We start from the raw sequence: 17,225 nt of genomic DNA, 5'->3' as shown, positions 1-17,225 counted from the left end.
CGGCGGCTCGTGCCGGCGCCGCGCGGCCGGAATCAGTACGCGCGCGGGCGGATCAGCGCTTCGGGCTGCAGCGCCTCGTCGAGCTGCGCCTCGGTCATCAGCCGGTGCGCCAGCACGACTTCGCGGATCGACTTGCCGCTCTCGTGCGCCTCGGCGGCCACGGCGGTCGCGCGCTTGTAGCCGATGTACGGATTCAGCGCGGTCGCGAGCGCGACCGAACGCTCCATCGTTTCGCGCAGCCGCTCGGGGTTCGCGGTGATGCCGCTCACGCAGCGGTCCGTGAGGGTCGTGCAGGCGGCCGTCAGGTGGCTGAAGCTGCGGAACAGCGCGCTCGCGATCACCGGCTCGAATGCGTTGAGCTGAAGCTGGCCGGCTTCGGCCGCGAAGGTCACGGTCAGGTCGTTGCCGAACACCTCGAACGCGACCTGGTTCACGACTTCCGGAATCACCGGGTTCACCTTGCCCGGCATGATCGACGAGCCGGCCTGCACCGGCGGCAGGTTGATCTCGCCGAACCCCGCGCGCGGGCCGCTCGACAGCAGCCGCAAGTCGTTGCAGATCTTCGACAGCTTCACCGCGATCCGCTTCAGCACGCCCGAGATCTGCACGAACGCGCCGCAATCCTGCGTCGCCTCGATCAGGTTCGGCGCGGTGCTGAGATCCAGGCCGGTGATGCGGCGCAGCGCGGCCAGCGCCTTCTCCGCGTATTGCGGGTGCGCGGTGATGCCGGTGCCGATCGCGGTCGCGCCGAGATTGATCTCGCGCATCAGCCAGCCGGCTTCCTGCAGGCGCGCGATGTCTTCCGTCACCATCACCGCGTAGGTCGAGAACTCCTGGCCGAGCGTCATCGGCACCGCGTCCTGCAGCTGCGTGCGGCCGAGCTTCAGCAGCCCCGAAAAGGCATCGGCCTTCTCCGCGAACGCATCGCGCAGGCGCGCCATCGCCTCGAGCAGGTGCTCGACGGCGAAGCACGTGGCGACCCGGATCGCGGTCGGATAGACGTCGTTGGTGCTCTGCGCGAGATTGACGTGCTCGTTGGGATGCAGGTATTCGTACTGCCCGCGCGCGTGGCCCATGATTTCGAGCGCGCGGTTGCAGATCACCTCGTTCGCGTTCATGTTGGTCGACGTGCCGGCCCCGCCCTGGATGATGTCGACCACGAACTGGTCGTGCAGCCGGCCTTCGCGGATCTCGACGCACGCGGCGGCGATCGCGTCGCGATACGCGCCCGGCAGCAGCCCGAGCTCGCAGTTCGCATCGGCCGCGGCTTCCTTCACGGCGGCGAGCGCCATCACGAGGTACGGCAGCGACGCGATCGTGCGCCCCGAAATATCGAAGTTCTCTTTCGCGCGCAACGTATGGACGCCGTAGTACACGTGCTCCGGAATACTTCGCTTACCTAAAAGATCCGCTTCGACGCGGAAGCCTTGTTCCGTCATGGTCCCCTCCTCAAATGTCCCGTGCCGACGCGGCAAACACGCTGCGCTCACCGCATCCCGATACGACGGGATCGCATTCTATGCCTTTGCATAAAGAAGCTCGCTTCTGTATTATCGAAAGCGGTTTTGCGTGGGACGCAACAGCGAGAATCGAATGAAAACACCAGCGAGAGACACCGGCGTCGACCATCTCGGCGCCATGCGCACCTTCGTGCGCGTCGTCGACATGGGCAGTTTTTCCGCGGTCGCGAAAGAGATGCACGTGTCGACGTCCACCGTCGCACGCAAGATCACCGCGATCGAGGAAGCGCTGGGCGTCGCGCTGCTGCATCGCTCGACGCACAGCGTGACGCTGACCGAGGCCGGCCACATCTACCTCGAACGCGCGGTCACGCTGATCGCGGATCTCGACGACACGCTGCGCGTCGTCGCCGAGCTCAATGCGCGCCCGAGCGGGCCGCTCAAGCTCACCGCGCCGGTCGCGTTCGGCCGCCGTCATCTCGCGCCGCTCGTCGCGCCGTTTCTCATGCGTTATCCGACGATCCAGCTCGACGTGCGGCTCACCGACAACCACAACGATCTCGTCGCCGGCGGGTTCGACCTCGACATCCACGAGGGCGAGAACTATCTGGACAACCTGGTCGTGCATCGGCTGTCGCGCAACGACAGCATCCTGTGCGCGACGCCCGGCTATCTCGAACGCTGCGGGCGGCCCGCGACGCCGGACGACCTGACGCATCACAACTGCCTGCGCTACGTGCATCCCGAAGGCGATCCGCGCTGGGAACTGGTGAGCGACGGAGTGCGGCACAGCGTGCTACCGGCCGGCAACCTCGTCACCGACCATTCGGAGCTGCTGCTCGAGGCGACCTGTGCGGGGCTCGGCATCGCCGAGTTCGAGATCTGGCTGGTGCGCGACCTGCTCGCGAGCGGCCGGCTCGAACCCGTGCTGCCGCGCTATCGGCTGCAGAACAAGCTGACCGGCGAGTACATCTACATCGCGTATCTGGCGAACCGGCGCAGCTCGGCGAAGCTGCGCGTGCTGAAGGACTTTCTCGCGGAACAGCTCGCGGACATCGGTGCGCTGTCGGACGCACTGCTGATGAAGATTCGCGACGCGCGCGCGTAGTGCGCAGCGGTTGCGGTCGCCGCCGCGCTTGCCTGCGCGGCGGCCCAGGCGGCACTCGCACGCCGACGCACGCCGCGCTCACGACGCGCCGCGGCCGTGCATCGGCACGCTCACGCCATTCAGGCCGCCTGCAATTCGAACGGGAACGTTGCGTGCCCGATCTCGACGCCCTGCGTATTGAGCATGCGCGGGCGATGGAACGCGGCCAGCCGCGCGCGCTGCGCCGCCGTACCGATCTGCAGCCGTTCGAGCAGTTCACTCACGACCATGTACAGCACGTCGATGTTGCCGTCGCCGATCTTCACCGAGATGCCGAGCGCGCCGTGCGCACCGAGCTGCCGCGTGCGTTCCGACGCGCGCACGCCGATCCCGTAGCAGCCGTCCGCACCAAGCTTGCCGACCACCTGCCCGTCGAACGCGCCCATCAGCACCGTGCAGTAGCGCCCTTCTCCGGCCACCAGCTCCGGATGCGCGGTCATCGCATGATGGATGCGCGCCAGCGCGCGCACGCGGTCGGTCGCCGCGTCGCCGCCCGCCTCCACCGTATCCGCGCCATCGGCCAGCGACGCGTAAAGGCGCGCGAGCCGATCGAGCGAGAAAGCCGGCGTCGGCAGGTTGCATCCGTCGATCGCCCAGTCGACTTCGTCGTCGCGCAGCCCGCACGCATCGGCCACCACGTGCTTCACGCGCACCTGCATCGGATGCTCCGGCAGATGGTAGTCGGCGATCGCCGCGCCGATCGCGCGCGCGCCGGCCAGCATCCCGACGTGCTTGCCCGAACAATTGCTGCACACGCCGGTCGGCGTGTAATCGCGCTTGATCCACGACCGGTACACCGCGTCGGACAACGGCGCATGGCCGCCGCACCGCAAATCCGACTCCTGCGCGTCGACCTTCGCCAGCATCGCCCGCGTGCGCGCGATGTGCCGCTCCTCGCTGCTGTGCGACGCGCACATCAGCGCGATGTCCGCGTCGTCGAAACCGAACTGCTCCGGCGCGCCCGTCTCGATCACCGACAGGGCCTGCGCCGGCTTCGCCGCCGAACGCGCGAGCGTCGTCCGGAACGGATCGCCGAACCGGAACAGCAGCCTGCCGCTGGCATCCACCACCGCCACATCGGCAACGTGAGTGTTTTCGATCGCATTGCCGCGGTGCGTCACGACCGCTGCGCGTTGGGTGTCCATCTATCCTGTCTCCTTCGTCCGGGCCTGTTCGCCGGGGCCCGTGCAACCGGTACGGCAGTGTATCGACTCGCCGGTGCGCCGCGCCGGTCGGTCGGTGGAAAGCCGTGTTGCGCCGGATGCAAAACCGTCGCCCCGGGCAATCACGCCCGGGCTCACGCGAGGTGGTAACGCAGCCAGAAAGTCTCGCGGCACGCGTTGTCGAACGTGAACCGCGTCGGGCTGATCGGCTGCGCGTCGGGATGGCGGATCACGTCGTAGTCGATCCAGCATTCGGCGCACAGCAGGTCGGACGGTGCGCGGTCCTGCTCGACCGCGCGGCGCACGATCGCGCCGTTGTCGAAGCGGTATTCGGTTTCGTCGCGCGTGACCTCGACGTCGTCGTCGGTCCAGCGGTCGTGCGACGTGGCATGCGACACGATCGACACCGGGCCGGCAAGCCCGTGGATCGCAGCGACGTAGGCAATCAACTTGTCCATGGCGAAGCGGAGAACTGGCGGATGGCCGCTGTGCGCAACGCACGATGCGCGCAGCGGCCCGAGCGGCGAGTATAGCCGCGCCCGGATGACCTTGCCGCCGGCAAGGGCTTCATCCGGGCTTCATCCGGGCTTCGCGCGGGTTGCGCTCAGGTTTCGCGCGTCATGCCTCCACCGCCAGCAACGCGAACGTCGCGAGCCAGTGCTCGCCCATGTAGTCGCCGGCCACGTGCGCGAGCGCGCTCGCCAGATGCCGGCCGGCCGCATCGAGCAGCTTCGCGCGCCGCGCATCGCCTTCGGGCAACGCACCGGCGAGCGAGCGCTGGCACCACGCGCGGCTCAGGTTCAATCCGTCCAGGTGCGCGATCTTGCCGTCGCTGCGGTCGCTGACCGTCGCCGGCACGAACAGCGTCGCCGGCTCGCCGCGTGCGAGATCCGGCAGGAAGCGCGCGAACCAGCCGTCGAATTCGCCGGCCGGCAGCACGCGCCGCATCAGTTCCGCCTCCATCAGCGCGGGCGACAGGAACTCGTCGCCCGACGGCTCCCACGCCTGGCACGCGACGTCGTTCGAATGCCAGCGTTTCGCGGTATCGACGATCAGCGCCGCGAGCCCGTCGCGCTGCGTCTCGCGCGCGAAATCGAGCGCGAGCGCCAGCGCGAACGCGGTGTTGAAGTGCGTGCCGACGCGCAGCGGATACGTCGCTTTCGGCAGGAAGGCTTCGAAGCGCGACACGAACAGGTCGGTGAGCGGCGCCATCGTCCTCGCCCAGCGCGCGGCCTGCGGCACCACGCCCTTCAGCGCGAGCCGCTCCAGTTGCGCGGACAGCGCCAGCAGCCACGCCCAGCCGTAAGGCCGCTCGAAGCCGCTGTTGTGCGGCAGCGCGAGATACGCGCGTTCGCCGGCAACGTTCGCGTCGGTGAAATGCGCGTCGACGGTGGCGATGATCCGCTCGGCCTCCGGCAGCGCCGGATAGCGTTCGAGCACGCGCAGCACGAGCCAGTAGCCGTGCACGCACGAATGCCAGTCGTAGCTGCCGTAGAAGATCGGATGCAGCGCGCGCGGCCCCTGCACGTCGTGCGGGCCTTCGAGCGAATGTGTGAGCTTGTTCGGATATTCGCGGGTCAGGTGCGCGAGCGCGAGCGACGCGAATTTCGAGGCGAGTTCGGGGGTGAGTCGGTCGGTCATTGGCATCTCGTCAGAAGCGGAATACGAAGGCATACATCAGCAGCGTGTTGACGGCCAGCAGCAGAACGGCGGTCGGCCACTGCGCCTTGATCACGCCGTTCTTGTCCTTCAGTTCGAGCAGCGCGGCGGGCACGATGTTGAAGTTCGCGGCCATCGGCGTCATCAGCGTACCGCAGAAGCCGCTCAGCATCCCGATCGCGCCGAGGATCGCCGGGTTGCCGTGGAACTGGTGGACGATCAGCGGCAGGCCGATGCCGGCCGTCATCACGGGAAACGCGGCGAAGCCGTTGCCCATGATCATCGTGAACAGCGCCATGCCGACCGTGTACGCGGCGACGACCGCGAACGGCGAATCGATCGGCACCCAGTCCTTCACGAGCCCCGACACCACGCCGCCGACACCCGCGACCGCGAACAGCGCGCCGAGCGCCGCGAGCATCTGCGGCAGGATCGCGGCCCAGCCGACCGCGTCCATCGTGTGACGCGCCTCCTTCAGCGCATGAACCGGCGAATCGCGCAGCATCGCGAGCGCGACGGCGAACGCGACGAGCGTGCCGAGCACGAGCGAGATCAGCGTCACGCTCTTCGGATCGACGAACGGCACCCACTTCAGCGCGAACGTGCCGATCAGCGTGACGACGGGAATCAGCAGCGCGGGCAGGAACAGCGTGTTGCCGAAGCGCAGCGCCTTCGCGTCGCGCCGCGCGGCCGCGGCCTCGCCGGCTTCGTCGGACTTGCCGCGCCCGAGCTTGCCCGAGCCCGCGATCACCGCGAGCGCGATCGCGAGACAGCCCGTCACGAAGTGCGGCAGCAGCGCGCCGAACAGGAACGTGAGCGCGTAGATCGCCCAGAACGCAAAATTGACGACGCGGCGCGGATTCGTGCGGTCCATCAGGTTGAAGCACGCGAACGCGGCGAACATCAGCCCGGCGAGCGTATACAACGGTTCGAGGCCGATCATCGCGCGCCCTCCCGCCCGACCATGCCGAAGCCGCGCGCGAGCCGCCGGTCGAGCAGCGCGAGACGCGCGCAGTGGATCAGCAGCGCGGCGACCGCGGTCGGGATCGCCCAGACCGACAGGTGCAGCGGCTCGATGACGATCCCGTTCTGCTCGAGAAAGCCCTTGATCAGCAGGATCGACTGGATCGCGATGAAGATGTCTTCGCCGAAGAACACGGCGACGTTGTCGACGCCCGACGCATGCGCGCGGATCTGCTGGCGCACCGATTCGGGCAGATCGCCATGCCGGCTGACGGCGGCGGCTTCGGCCATCGGCGCGATCAGCGGACGCACCATCTGCGCGTGTCCGCCGAGCGACGTGAGGCCGAGCGCGGCGGTCAGCTGACGCAGCACGAAATACAGCATCAGCACGCGGCCGGTGGTCGCCGCCTGCACGCGCGAGATCATCCGCCTGGCCTGCTCCTTGAGCCCGTTGCGCTCGAGCAGCGCGATCACCGGCAGCGTCAGCCAGATGAGCCCCATGTAGCGGTTGTCGGTAAACGCCTTGCCGAACGCGCTGACGATGTCGACGAGATTCATCCCGCCCGCCAGCCCCGTCGCGAGCCCCGCGATCGTGACCACCAGCAGCGCGTTGAAGCGCAGCGCGAAACCGATCACGACGATCGGCACCCCAATCAGCACCAGCATTGTCCCTCCTTGTGTCGAATGCGCGGCGCCGTGACGGGCGCCCCCTGCCCGGTTTCGACCGGATTCAGGCCGCAAAATCTAACACGAGACTTTATCGATAAAAAGTCGACAATTTGATGTTTCGGGTAAACGTTGAACCTGACGCGGCATTGCACGCGCCGCATGCCGGATAGCGGTTTCGTCGGAACAATCCCGATGCGCGCGACGGACGCCGCTTCCTCGCCGCTTCCTCGCCGTTTCGTCGTTGCTCCCGCCCTGCCGCCCGTGGCGAAGCGCGGGTACGCCGACTAAACTGGAAAGCATCGGCAACGTACGGGAGAGCCGCCATGATTGACGTATTCCAGACCATCGGCAGCCGCGCATTCTCCGCGCATCTGGCGAAGGACGGCATGGTCACGCTGATGGAGCAGCGCCATGAAGTCGACCGCGTGACGCTCGCCACCGCGTACGCCGCGCTCGTCGAGGAATCCGAGCAGGAAACCGATCTGCTCGATGCGACCGTCGAAGGGATGATGCGCGCGCTGATCCAGGGGTACGCGCGCAGCCATTGAACGGCTGACCGTGCGCATTGCGCGGTTCGCGGCGCGCTGGCTGTGCGGCCGGGTCGCCCGCGCATGCGTGCGTGCTCGGCCTGCATCGCCGCAGCGTGAAAATCACCACTGAAACGTTCAACGATGGCCCGCTTCCGCACCGCCGCATGACCTTACACATGGCTGTCTGCCCGCGTGGACGGCACCCGAAGTGCGGCGTCGATAGAGGAAAGGGTCGGAATCGACGCAATGCGCAATTTTTTCGATTGCCGCCGCTCGCGGCGCATGACAGCATGCGGGCGTCGCCAACCGAAAAGAATTCCGTGCCGTCCGTCCGCCGATGCTGCCACCGGCGCCGGACCGGCACCGCCTTCCATGAACCCGGCCCACCTCCAACACTACGAACCGACCGGAGTATCCCGCTTGTGAACATCGGCATCGTCAACGACCTCCCGCTTGCCGTCGAGGCGATGCGCCGCGCGATCGCGCGACGTCCCGAGCACCGTGTGCTGTGGGTCGCGACCGACGGCGCGCAGGCCGTCGAACTGTGTGCCCTGCAGCCGCCCGACGTCGTGCTGATGGACCTGATCATGCCGAAGTGCGACGGGATCGAGGCGACGCGGCGGATCATGCGCTCCGGGCGCCCGTGCGCGATCCTGATCGTGACGAACTGCATCGGCGCGAACGCGTGGCGCGTGTTCGAGGCGATGGGCGCCGGCGCGCTCGACGCGGTCGACACGCCGCGCCTCGGCGAAGGCGAAGCCGGCGACACCACCCGGCTGCTGCTCGCGAAGATCGACCAGATCGGCCGCCTGCTCGATGCGCCCGGCGGCGTGCGCGCAACCGGCACGACCGCACGCGCGGACGGCGGCCCGCTGATCGCGATCGGCGCATCCGCCGGCGGGCCCGGCGCGCTCGCTTCGATCCTCGGCAGCCTGCCGGCCGACTTCCGCGCGCCGATCGTGATCGTGCAGCACGTCGATCGCGCCTTCGCCGAAGGCATGGCGCAATGGCTCGACGGCCAGACGCAGCTGGCGGTGCGCGTCGCGCGCGAAGGCGACCGCCCGCAGCCGGGCGTCGCGCTGCTCGCCGCGACCGACGATCATCTGCGCATCACGCGCGCCGGCACGCTCGAATACACGCGCGAACCGGCCGCCACGCCATACCGGCCGTCGGTCGACGTGTTCTTCAACAGCCTGACCGAACACTGGCCGGGCCGCGTGATCGGCGTGCTGCTGACGGGCATGGGGCGCGACGGCGCGATCGGCCTGAAGGCGCTGCGGATGAAGGGCTATCACACGATCGCGCAGGACGAGGCGACGAGCGCCGTATACGGCATGCCGAAGGCGGCCGCCACACTGGGCGCGGCGCGCGCGATCCTGCCGCTCGAACGCATCGCGGGCGAGCTGACTGCACTCGCGCGGATCTGAACCGATGACGCCCCGCCTCCTCCACCGCAGCCGCTGCGCAACGCGGCCCCGGTCATGACCCGCGACCCGACCCGCCCGCCGGGCGACCCGCATGCGGCAGCCGACGCCGCGCACGCACGCCATGCGCCGGCCGCCGACGTCCCGGCGATGGTCCTGCTCGTCGACGACCAGACGATCGTCGCGGAAGCCGTGCGGCGCGCGCTCGTCGACGAGGACAGCATCGACTTCCACTACTGCCCGCGCTCGGACGACGCGATGGCCACCGCGATCGAGACGCGGCCGACCGTGATCCTGCAGGATCTCGTGATGCCGGGCACCGACGGGTTGAGCCTCGTGAGGGCGTACCGCGCGAATCCGGCGACGCGCGACGTGCCGATCATCGTGCTGTCGACGCAGGAAGAGCCGGTGATCAAGAGCGCCGCGTTCGCGGCCGGCGCGAACGACTACCTCGTGAAGCTGCCCGACCGCATCGAGCTCGTCGCGCGGATCCGCTACCACTCGCGCTCGTACATCAACCTGCTGCAACGCGACGAGGCCTATCGCGCGCTGCGGCAATCGCAGCAGCAACTGCTCGAAGCCAATCTCGAACTGCGGCGGCTCACGCATTCGGACGGGCTGACCGGGCTGTCGAACCGGCGCTACCTCGACGAATACCTGGCCGCCGAATGGCGACGCGTCGCGCAGGAACGCGGCGAGCTGTCGCTGCTGATGATCGACGTCGACAATTTCAAGCTGTACAACGACACGTACGGACACGTATCGGGCGACAGCGTGCTCAAGCAGATCGCGGCCACCATCGAGCGCTGTCTCGGGCAGTCCGGCGATCTGGCCGCGCGCTTCGGCGGCGAGGAATTCGCGGTCGTGATGCCGTCGACGTCGCCGGGCGCCGCGCGGCTGCTCGGCGAGAAGATCCGCCTCGCGGTCCAGGCGCTGCGGCTCGAACACGTGCATTCGTCGACGGGCCGCTACGTGACGATCAGCATCGGCGGCGCGACCGTCGTGCCGGCGCCCGACGTGCCGACGACGTCGCTGATCGAAGCGGCCGATCGCGCGCTGTATCGCGCGAAACACGACGGCAAGAACCGCGTGGCGGTCGATGCGACGCCGGCGCCCCCTTTCCCGCCCTTCCCGCCGGGCACCGGCGGTTTCGTCTGAACGCCCGCGCGGCCCGCGCGACCTAAGCGGCGACCTAAGCGGCGACCTAAGCGGCGACCTAAGCGGCGGCCGCGAGCCGGCGCGCGTAGTCGGTCGGGTCGAGCGGCCGGCTGAACAGGTAGCCCTGCTGCATGTCGCAGCCGATCTGCTGCAGGAACCACGACTGCGCTTCGGTCTCCACGCCTTCCGCGGTGACCTTCATCCCGAGCGAGTGCGCCATCGCGACCACCGCCTGCGTGATCGCGACGGAATCGCGATGATCGGGCACGCCCGACACGAACGAGCGGTCGACCTTCAGGTTGTGCAGCGGAAAGCGCTTCAGGTATGCGAGCGACGAATAGCCGGTGCCGAAGTCGTCGACCGAGATCCGCACGTTCATGTCGGTGAGCGCCTCGAGCATCGGCAGCACGGTATCCGTGTCGTTCATCAATACGCCCTCGGTAATCTCGAGTTCGAGCGCACCCGGGTCGAGCTGCGTCTGCGCGAGGCAGCGGTCGACCGACTCGACGAGCCCTTCGTGGAATTGCCGAGGCGACAGGTTGACCGCCAGCATCAGGTCCGGCGCGATCGTGCGGCGCCATTCGGCGGCCTGCCGGCACGCGGTTTCGAGCACCCACTGGCCGATCGCGACGATGAGCCCGGTATCTTCCGCGACCGGGATGAACTCCGCCGGCGACATCGGCCCGAGTTCCGGGCTCGTCCAGCGCAGCAGCGCTTCGGCGCCGACCGTGCGGCCGCTGCGCGCGTCGACGACCGGCTGGTAGGCGAGCCGCAGCGTGTCCGACGCGAGCGCGCGCCGCAGCGACTGCTCGATCGCGAAGCGGCGCTGCAGGCGCAGGTTCAGTTGCGCGGTGAAGAACGTGAAATGGTTGCGGCCGCGCTGCTTCGCGTCGTACATCGCCGAGTCGGCGTTGCGCATCAGCGTGACGGCGTCGTCCCCGTCGCGCGGCGCGACGCTGATCCCGATCGACACGCCGAGCCAGTACTCGTTGTTCGCGATCGCGAACGGCTTCGCGATCGTATCGATCACCTCGCGCGCGAGCACGGCGAGCCCGTCCGGATCGTCGCAGTCGTCGACCAGGATCACGAACTCGTCGCCGCCGACGCGCGTGAGCGAATACCGGCCGCCCGCGCATGCCGCGAGCCGCGCGGCGACGCTGCGCAGCAGCGCGTCGCCCGCGTCGTGGCCGGCCGTGTCGTTGACCTTCTTGAAACCGACCAGATCGATGAACAGGATCGCGACCCGCGCGGGCCCGGCCGCGGCGTCGCGCTTGCCGAACAATTCGCGCATCCGGTCGGACAGCCAGCGCCGGTTGTACAGGCCCGTCAGCGCATCGCGCGTCGCCATGTAGCGCAACTGCTGCTGCGCTTCGCGCACGGGGCCGATGTCGTGGAACGACACGAGCACCGATTCGGGCTGCGTCTCGCCCGGCTTCACGATCGGCACCGCGTTGCCGCGCACCCAGATGACGTCGCCGTCCGCGAGCCCGAAGCCGACCGTGTAGTCGAGCAGCGGCGCGGCCGTCGCCAACACGCGCCGGCTCGGCCAGTCGTCGGGCGGGATCGGCGTGCCGTCCTCGCGCAGCTTGTACAGGATCACCGTCGACAGCCGCCGGCCGACGAGGTCGCCCTGCGTGCGCATCATCCGGTTCGCGCTCGGATTGCTCGCGACCACCATGCCGTTGCGCGACACGACGAGAATGCCTTCGCTCAGGCTGTTGACGACCAGACGGTGATGTTCCTCGCTCAGTGCGAGCTGCCGCGCGATCCGGTCCTGATGCACGGCGAGGCCGACGCTGTTGCCGATGTCGCGCAGCAGGTCGGTTTCCTCGTCGCTCGGCCGGCGCGGCGTGCGGTAATAGACGGCGAACGCGCCGAGCACGCTGCCGGCTTCGTCCTCGAACGGCACCGACCAGCACGCGCGCAGCCCGAGCGGCAACGCGAACGAGCGGTAGTCGGCCCACAGCGGATCGGTTTCGATGTCTTCGACGGCGACCATCCGGCGCCGGTACATCGCCGTGCCGCACGAGCCCGCGGCGGGGCCGATCGGCGCGCCGTCGATCGCGGTGCTGTACTGGGCAGGCAAGGACGGCGCGGCGCCCACCCGCACGTGCGCGCCGTCCGGGTCGAGCAGCAGGATCGTGCAGGACGCGCCATCGCCGAGCAACGCCTCGGCGCGCCGGCAGACCTCGACGAGCAACTCCGGCAGCGGGGTATTGCGCGTGATCAGTCTCAGCACGCTCTGCTCGGACGCGAGGACTTCCGCGGCGAGCCCCAGGCTGTAGCGAGAACTTTGCGGTTCGGTATTCAAGATGAATCCTGCCGTCAATCCGACCGGGTCTGTTGCGCCCGATTCGTTAGAAATCCTTCGTGCCGTGTGCCCCTCCGGGTTTACGCCGAGTCCCGGTGCACCCCCGATCGCGCGCCCAGCTGATGCGCGAACGTACATTTAACACCAATCCGTGCGCACCGGCGCATCCGCGCGCATCAGGGCTTACGCGCGGTCGCAACCGCACGCGCCGAACCCCCGATTCGTCCGATGGTTGCGCCGCGCCGCATCATTCGGCGTCGCCGGGTTACGCGCGCGCCGCCACGCTGTTCAACGACACGATGCCGCCCTGCTGCGGCAGCGCGCGGATGCCCGGGGAATTGCCCACGCTGCGGCGAAAAGGCGTGCCCGACGATCCGCAAGCACCGCCGAGCGGGCCGAACGGGCGGCGGTAAAAGCGGCGGCCCGCGCCGCCGCCGTCAATCCTTGCGAATATGTTGGGCGAGGAAATCGATCAGCAACCGCACGCGCGGCAGCAGCCCGCGCCGCGACGGAAACACCGCGTGAATCACGCCGCCTTTCGGCGCCCATCCCGGCAGCACGTCGATCAGCGTGCCGTCGCGCAGGTCGTCGTCGATCGCCATGCACGGCAGTTGCACGATGCCGACGCCGTGAATCGCCGCGTCGCGCAGCGCGTGCATGTCGTCGGAGATATAGCGCGGGTGGTGACGCAGTTGCGCGTGCTCGCCGTTCGGCCCGACCAGTTGCCACACGTGATGCCGCGCCGGCCCCCAGTCGAGGCTCGGTTCGCCCGCCAGCCCGGCCGGATCCGTCAGCGGCGCCCCGCGCCTGGCCAGCCATTGCGGCGCGGCCACCAGCCGCTGCGGGCTGTCGCCGAGAATGCGCATCACGAGATCGCTGTCCTCCAGCGGCGGAAAGCGTACGCGCAGCGCGAGGTCGAAGCCTTCGCTCAGCAGGTCGACGCGACGGTTGGTCGCTTCGAGATGCACGTGCACCCGCGGATGAAGCGCCATGAAACGCGCGATGAGCTCGCTCACGCGATATTCGAGCAGCGCGGTCGGGCAACTCACGCGCACGATGCCGCGCGGCTCCGCGTGCTGACGCTCGATCACCTCGCGCGCCGCATCGGCTTCGACGAGCACCGCGAGACAGCGCTCGTAGAATTCGCGGCCCGTTTCCGTGACCGTGAAATGACGCGTCGTCCGCTGCAGCAGCCGCACGTCGTATTGCGCCTCCAGCGCGGCGATGCGCCGGCTCAGCGTCGACTTCGGGATGCCCAGCGCGCGCCCCGCCTGCGTGAACCCGCCGTGCTCGACCACCTTCACGAAATAGTAGAGGTCGTTCAGGTCATCCATGATTGTTCCACCCATAGAACACTGACGGCATTCTACGGGACTGGAAAGCCGGTTGTTGCGCGCATAGCATCCTGATTCAACGTGGATCGACTGGATCGCGGCGGCCCGGAAATATGCCGGACGGGCGCATCGCGCATCGAATCGATTGACCGGGCCTGGCGCACTCGTCCGCCGCGACGACGATCCCGACATCGCGGCCGCGCCACCCCGGACCCTCGGGATTTTTCTCACTTCCTGCTCTGTCTCTGGAGGCAACCATGGCAAGCGAACCGATTCGCGATCCCGCGAACGACCACCTGCTCACCCCGCAGAACGCGGCGTTCATCGTCATCGATTACCAGCCGGTCCAGGTGAACTCCATCGCCTCGATGGATCGCCAGTTGCTGATCAACAACATCGTCGGCGCATCGAAGGCCGCCGTCGCTTACGGCCTGCCGATCGTCCACTCTACCGTCAACGTGAAGACCGGCCTGAACAAGCCGCCGATCCCGCAACTGCGCGCCGCGCTCGAAGGCTATCCGACCTACGACCGCACCAGCATCAACTCGTGGGAGGACGTCGAGTTCCGCAAGGCCGTCGAAGCCACCGGCCGCAAGAAACTCGTCATGACCGCGCTGTGGACCGAGGCGTGCCTGACCTTCCCCGCGCTCGACGCGCTGAAGGCCGGCTACGAGGTCTACGTGGTCGTCGACGCGGTCGGCGGCACGTCGGTGGCCGCGCACGAGGCCGCGCTGCGCCGCATCGAGCAGGCCGGCGGCCAGATGATCAGCGTCGCGCAATTGTTCTGCGAACTGCAGCGCGACTGGGCGCGCAGCGCAACCGTCCCCGCGTTCGTCGACCTGTTCATCCAGACCGGCGGCACCGCGGGCATCCAGTTCTCGTACGACAAGAGCTGAGTCCCGCCTGTATCCCGCCTGTACGCAATCCGCGTGACATGAACCGCCCCGCCCGAGCCGCACGGCCCGGGCGGGTGCCTGTACATCCAGGCCACGTGACAGTTCGCCGGCAACCACACGGCGCCTCGCGGCCAGCCGCGTTTTTCGATCCGTGATTCAATGTGTGACTCGGCATCGCGCATTGCAGCAACACCGCGTGCCGCCTTCCCCTCGTTCGACCTTCACGGAATCACATGACGAATCCTGCCGAGATCAAGGCGCTCGTTTTCGATGTATTCGGAACGATCGTCGACTGGAGAAACGGTGTCGCGCGCGATGCCGCCGCGTTCCTCGCCCGCCATGCGCCGGCGCTCGACCCGTTCGAATTCGCCGATACGTGGCGGCGAGAGTATTCGCCGTCGATGGAAGAAATCCGCAGCGGACGCAGGCGCTACGTGCGGCTCGACGTGCTGCATCGCGAGAACCTCGTGCGCACGCTCGATCGCTACGGCGTCGACGGCGTGCCCGATACGGAGATCGATGCGCTCACCCTCGCGTGGCACCGGCTCGATCCGTGGCCGGATGCCGTCGCGGCGCTGCAGCGCCTGAAACGGCGCTATGTGATCGCCCCGCTGTCGAACGGCAATATCCGGCTGATGATCGACGTCGCGAAACACGCGGGCCTGCCGTGGGACGCGATTCTCGGCGCGGAAGTCGCGCACGCGTACAAGCCGTCGCCGAAGGTCTATACCGACGCGGTCGAGATTCTCGGCATCGCGCCGGCCGAGCTGTGCCTGGTCGCCGCGCACAACGGCGATCTCGCCGCCGCGCGGCAACTGGGGCTGTCCACCGCGTTCGTGCTGCGCCCGACCGAACACGGGCCTGCCCAGACGACCGACCTGAAAGCGGACGACGCGTGGGATTTCGATGTTAAGGACTTGAATGAACTCGCGGACCGGCTCGGGTGTGCGGGGTGAGTGCCGGCCGGGGCCTCGGCGCGTTCCTGATCATGCGCAACACCATGTCGACCTGCAACCGCATCGTGAAACCCTAAGACCGGGTGCTCTGAACCATGAAAGACGATACCTGGGAACGCCTGGAAGCCTTCACGCGCGAGGAACTCGGTCGGCCGCTGTTGGGCGGCAAGCTAAAGCTGCAGCCGAAATCCAGGCTTGAGCAGGACCTCGGCGTCTCTGGCCTGGATGGGGTGGAATTCATCGACAAGTGGGCAGAGACGTTCGGCGTCGACGCCCAACGGTTCCCGTACCGGCGCTATTTCGGCCCCGAAGGTCAGGAACTGCTGTCGTCGCTCATCGGGCTGTTCATGAAGCGACTGCGCCAGCCGGAGCGACGGCCGCTGACCCTGGGAATGCTGGCCGAAGCAACGCGACGCGGGAAGTGGGACACGGACTCGATTGTGGCTTCGGCAGGGAAGTGATCGTGATGGGAGGGGCCGGTCGATCTGCTGACCGGCCCTTTTCGCTGGCGGAAATGTAATTACGTTTTGCGAAATTTTTGGTTCATCGCGGAATGCGGGGGAGGAACGTCGGCGTTCAGCCAAGTCGATCGTCCGCAACGGGTCGTGCGCCGTCGATCATTGACAAGCGCCAGACTGCCGGCAGCGATCACTTCGCCGAACTTTTAGAGATGGCCCGGTACTTTGCGGCGTGGCGGCGCCGCGTCATCCGTTCGATTGCAAAGGCTGAAATCGCTGACGTTAGCCCAATGGCGCTCGCTGCTTGCGTCCATCGTGCTGAACAGAAGTCTGTCCAGCGTGCCACGGCAACGCCAAGGTGCGACCCGAACAATCAGTCAACCCGGTACCAGCGACCCGATTCCGGGCACACAGCGGCGGGTGCGCCGTTCGACCAGACTTGCTCCTCATCCAGGTGCAGCGCGGTCGAAGGGTCGATGTCGAAGACTACCTCAAGTGCTTGCCCGACATGGGCGTCTTCGATGGGAAGCTCCCAGGTCAGGAATATCTGGATGCAATCCTGATCCGCCGCGAAGTCGACCGCATTAAAGCCGCTACTGCTGCGCTGAATGACGCCATGAGGCTGGCCGGTATCGAATATCACAGCTGTCCCCCGGGTCAGGGGAATGCGATGGCCCGTAGAGGGAAAATGCAAGTCCAGCCCCTGGTCCTCGCTCAGGAAGAGATTGCAGAAGGCCGCACCGCCATATTGCGCGCCGTCATGGTGGTACTTCGCGCCGCGACAAGCCATGAGGGCTACGTCACTGGAGGCAAGCACGGTGGGCAGCCCGAGTGCGCACGTCCAGTCGGACATTGCCTGCACGCAGCGCTTGTAGTCCGGCCAGCGCGCTTGCGTTCGCGCCAAAGGCATGGCCTCGACGTCCCCGGGTTCCAGGACGAGCCGCGACGATGTTTCTCTTTCCCAGTCTGCAAGCACGCGTGCGGAGGGAACGGGCACGTCGACCGTGCCAGATAGAACGATGTCACTTACGCGTCGACTGCGGATGGCGTCGCCGCTCCAGAAATAGGAAGTCAGCATGTCTCGAATTCGACGCTGT

The 17,225-nt window shown here is 67.7% G+C and carries 16 protein-coding genes; 7 read left to right on the top strand and 9 right to left on the bottom strand.

Features of this window, described 5'->3' with window-relative positions; genetic code table 11:
* Nucleotides 1–32: 32 nt before the first annotated feature.
* Nucleotides 33–1,439, bottom strand: a complete 1,407-nt coding sequence (gene aspA, locus DCN14_RS05615) for an aspartate ammonia-lyase (protein ID WP_096499262.1) — start codon at nucleotides 1,437–1,439, stop codon at nucleotides 33–35.
* Nucleotides 1,440–1,593: 154 nt separating this feature from the next.
* On the opposite strand from aspA, the gene DCN14_RS05610 reads away from it, so the two are divergent.
* On the top strand, nucleotides 1,594–2,568 hold the full coding sequence (locus tag DCN14_RS05610; protein WP_096499264.1) for a LysR family transcriptional regulator: 975 nt from the start codon (nucleotides 1,594–1,596) through the stop codon (nucleotides 2,566–2,568).
* Nucleotides 2,569–2,687: 119 nt separating this feature from the next.
* On the opposite strand, the gene DCN14_RS05605 is transcribed toward DCN14_RS05610, so the two are convergent.
* From DCN14_RS05605 to DCN14_RS05585, 5 genes are all read right to left on the bottom strand, one after another.
* The gene (locus tag DCN14_RS05605) at nucleotides 2,688–3,752 is read right to left on the bottom strand and encodes an asparaginase (protein ID WP_096499266.1); all 1,065 of its coding nucleotides are present in this window, start codon (nucleotides 3,750–3,752) and stop codon (nucleotides 2,688–2,690) included.
* 152 nt (nucleotides 3,753–3,904) lie between these two features.
* Nucleotides 3,905–4,228, bottom strand: a complete 324-nt coding sequence (locus DCN14_RS05600; RefSeq protein WP_096499268.1) for a hypothetical protein — start codon at nucleotides 4,226–4,228, stop codon at nucleotides 3,905–3,907.
* Between the two features lie 160 nt (nucleotides 4,229–4,388).
* Nucleotides 4,389–5,411, bottom strand: a complete 1,023-nt coding sequence (locus DCN14_RS05595; RefSeq protein WP_096499270.1) for a DUF2891 domain-containing protein — start codon at nucleotides 5,409–5,411, stop codon at nucleotides 4,389–4,391.
* A gap of 10 nt (nucleotides 5,412–5,421) precedes the next feature.
* Nucleotides 5,422–6,372, bottom strand: a complete 951-nt coding sequence (locus DCN14_RS05590; RefSeq protein ID WP_096499272.1) for a DUF979 domain-containing protein — start codon at nucleotides 6,370–6,372, stop codon at nucleotides 5,422–5,424.
* Nucleotides 6,369–7,058 carry a DUF969 domain-containing protein gene (locus DCN14_RS05585; protein ID WP_096499274.1) on the bottom strand — a complete coding sequence of 230 codons (690 nt, stop codon included), beginning with the start codon at nucleotides 7,056–7,058 and terminating at the stop codon, nucleotides 6,369–6,371. The genes DCN14_RS05590 and DCN14_RS05585 overlap by 4 nt, the downstream gene beginning before the upstream one ends.
* 326 nt (nucleotides 7,059–7,384) lie before the next feature.
* Here DCN14_RS05585 and DCN14_RS05580 point away from each other — a divergent pair, with 326 nt between their 5' ends.
* From DCN14_RS05580 to DCN14_RS05570, 3 genes are all read left to right on the top strand, one after another.
* Nucleotides 7,385–7,609, top strand: coding sequence for a hypothetical protein (locus DCN14_RS05580; protein WP_011355611.1), 225 nt, complete (start codon nucleotides 7,385–7,387; stop codon nucleotides 7,607–7,609).
* A gap of 404 nt (nucleotides 7,610–8,013) precedes the next feature.
* Complete coding sequence (locus DCN14_RS05575) at nucleotides 8,014–9,018, top strand: chemotaxis response regulator protein-glutamate methylesterase (RefSeq protein ID WP_096499276.1); 1,005 nt, start codon at nucleotides 8,014–8,016, stop codon at nucleotides 9,016–9,018.
* Between the two features lie 54 nt (nucleotides 9,019–9,072).
* Entirely contained in the window at nucleotides 9,073–10,173 is a 1,101-nt protein-coding gene (locus tag DCN14_RS05570) for a diguanylate cyclase (protein ID WP_096499278.1), read from the top strand.
* A 58-nt stretch (nucleotides 10,174–10,231) separates the two neighbouring features.
* Here DCN14_RS05570 and DCN14_RS05565 read toward each other — a convergent pair whose 3' ends face one another.
* Together DCN14_RS05565 and DCN14_RS05560 are read right to left on the bottom strand one after the other, a co-directional pair.
* Nucleotides 10,232–12,484: an EAL domain-containing protein gene (locus DCN14_RS05565; protein ID WP_096499280.1), complete on the bottom strand. Its 2,253-nt coding sequence runs from the start codon at nucleotides 12,482–12,484 to the stop codon at nucleotides 10,232–10,234.
* A 437-nt stretch (nucleotides 12,485–12,921) separates the two neighbouring features.
* The gene (locus DCN14_RS05560) at nucleotides 12,922–13,818 is read right to left on the bottom strand and encodes a LysR substrate-binding domain-containing protein (protein ID WP_096499282.1); all 897 of its coding nucleotides are present in this window, start codon (nucleotides 13,816–13,818) and stop codon (nucleotides 12,922–12,924) included.
* A 257-nt stretch (nucleotides 13,819–14,075) separates the two neighbouring features.
* On the opposite strand from DCN14_RS05560, the gene DCN14_RS05555 reads away from it, so the two are divergent.
* The 3 genes from DCN14_RS05555 to DCN14_RS05545 all read left to right on the top strand — a co-directional run bounded on the left by DCN14_RS05555 (nucleotide 14,076) and on the right by DCN14_RS05545 (nucleotide 16,131).
* Nucleotides 14,076–14,714 (top strand): hydrolase, encoded by a 639-nt coding sequence (locus tag DCN14_RS05555; protein WP_096499284.1) that lies wholly within the window; start codon nucleotides 14,076–14,078, stop codon nucleotides 14,712–14,714.
* Between the two features lie 233 nt (nucleotides 14,715–14,947).
* Nucleotides 14,948–15,670: a haloacid dehalogenase type II gene (locus tag DCN14_RS05550; RefSeq protein ID WP_096499286.1), complete on the top strand. Its 723-nt coding sequence runs from the start codon at nucleotides 14,948–14,950 to the stop codon at nucleotides 15,668–15,670.
* 95 nt (nucleotides 15,671–15,765) lie between these two features.
* Nucleotides 15,766–16,131: a DUF1493 family protein gene (locus DCN14_RS05545; RefSeq protein WP_096499288.1), complete on the top strand. Its 366-nt coding sequence runs from the start codon at nucleotides 15,766–15,768 to the stop codon at nucleotides 16,129–16,131.
* Between the two features lie 370 nt (nucleotides 16,132–16,501).
* Here DCN14_RS05545 and DCN14_RS05540 read toward each other — a convergent pair whose 3' ends face one another.
* On the bottom strand, nucleotides 16,502–17,206 hold the full coding sequence (locus DCN14_RS05540; protein ID WP_096499290.1) for a hypothetical protein: 705 nt from the start codon (nucleotides 17,204–17,206) through the stop codon (nucleotides 16,502–16,504).
* Between the last annotated feature and the right edge of the window lie 19 nt (nucleotides 17,207–17,225).

This window comes from Burkholderia sp. IDO3, from assembly GCF_003366075.1.
Taxonomy (GTDB): Bacteria; Pseudomonadota; Gammaproteobacteria; order Burkholderiales; family Burkholderiaceae; genus Burkholderia; species Burkholderia anthina.
Note: the sequence above shows the minus strand (reverse complement) of the source record. Positions and strands in the feature narration are given on the sequence as shown.

Bases quoted from the DNA above. Each gene is read 5' to 3' on its own strand.
- aspA (WP_096499262.1), bottom strand. From the start codon at position 1,439: ATGACGGAACAAGGCTTCCGCGTCGAAGCGGATCTTTTAGGTAAGCGA.
- DCN14_RS05610 (WP_096499264.1), top strand. From the start codon at position 1,594: ATGAAAACACCAGCGAGAGACACCGGCGTCGACCATCTCGGCGCCATG.
- DCN14_RS05605 (WP_096499266.1), bottom strand. From the start codon at position 3,752: ATGGACACCCAACGCGCAGCGGTCGTGACGCACCGCGGCAATGCGATC.
- DCN14_RS05600 (WP_096499268.1), bottom strand. From the start codon at position 4,228: ATGGACAAGTTGATTGCCTACGTCGCTGCGATCCACGGGCTTGCCGGC.
- DCN14_RS05595 (WP_096499270.1), bottom strand. From the start codon at position 5,411: ATGACCGACCGACTCACCCCCGAACTCGCCTCGAAATTCGCGTCGCTC.
- DCN14_RS05590 (WP_096499272.1), bottom strand. From the start codon at position 6,372: ATGATCGGCCTCGAACCGTTGTATACGCTCGCCGGGCTGATGTTCGCC.
- DCN14_RS05585 (WP_096499274.1), bottom strand. From the start codon at position 7,058: ATGCTGGTGCTGATTGGGGTGCCGATCGTCGTGATCGGTTTCGCGCTG.
- DCN14_RS05580 (WP_011355611.1), top strand. From the start codon at position 7,385: ATGATTGACGTATTCCAGACCATCGGCAGCCGCGCATTCTCCGCGCAT.
- DCN14_RS05570 (WP_096499278.1), top strand. From the start codon at position 9,073: ATGACCCGCGACCCGACCCGCCCGCCGGGCGACCCGCATGCGGCAGCC.
- DCN14_RS05560 (WP_096499282.1), bottom strand. From the start codon at position 13,818: ATGGATGACCTGAACGACCTCTACTATTTCGTGAAGGTGGTCGAGCAC.
- DCN14_RS05555 (WP_096499284.1), top strand. From the start codon at position 14,076: ATGGCAAGCGAACCGATTCGCGATCCCGCGAACGACCACCTGCTCACC.
- DCN14_RS05550 (WP_096499286.1), top strand. From the start codon at position 14,948: ATGACGAATCCTGCCGAGATCAAGGCGCTCGTTTTCGATGTATTCGGA.
- DCN14_RS05545 (WP_096499288.1), top strand. From the start codon at position 15,766: ATGAAAGACGATACCTGGGAACGCCTGGAAGCCTTCACGCGCGAGGAA.
- DCN14_RS05540 (WP_096499290.1), bottom strand. From the start codon at position 17,206: ATGCTGACTTCCTATTTCTGGAGCGGCGACGCCATCCGCAGTCGACGC.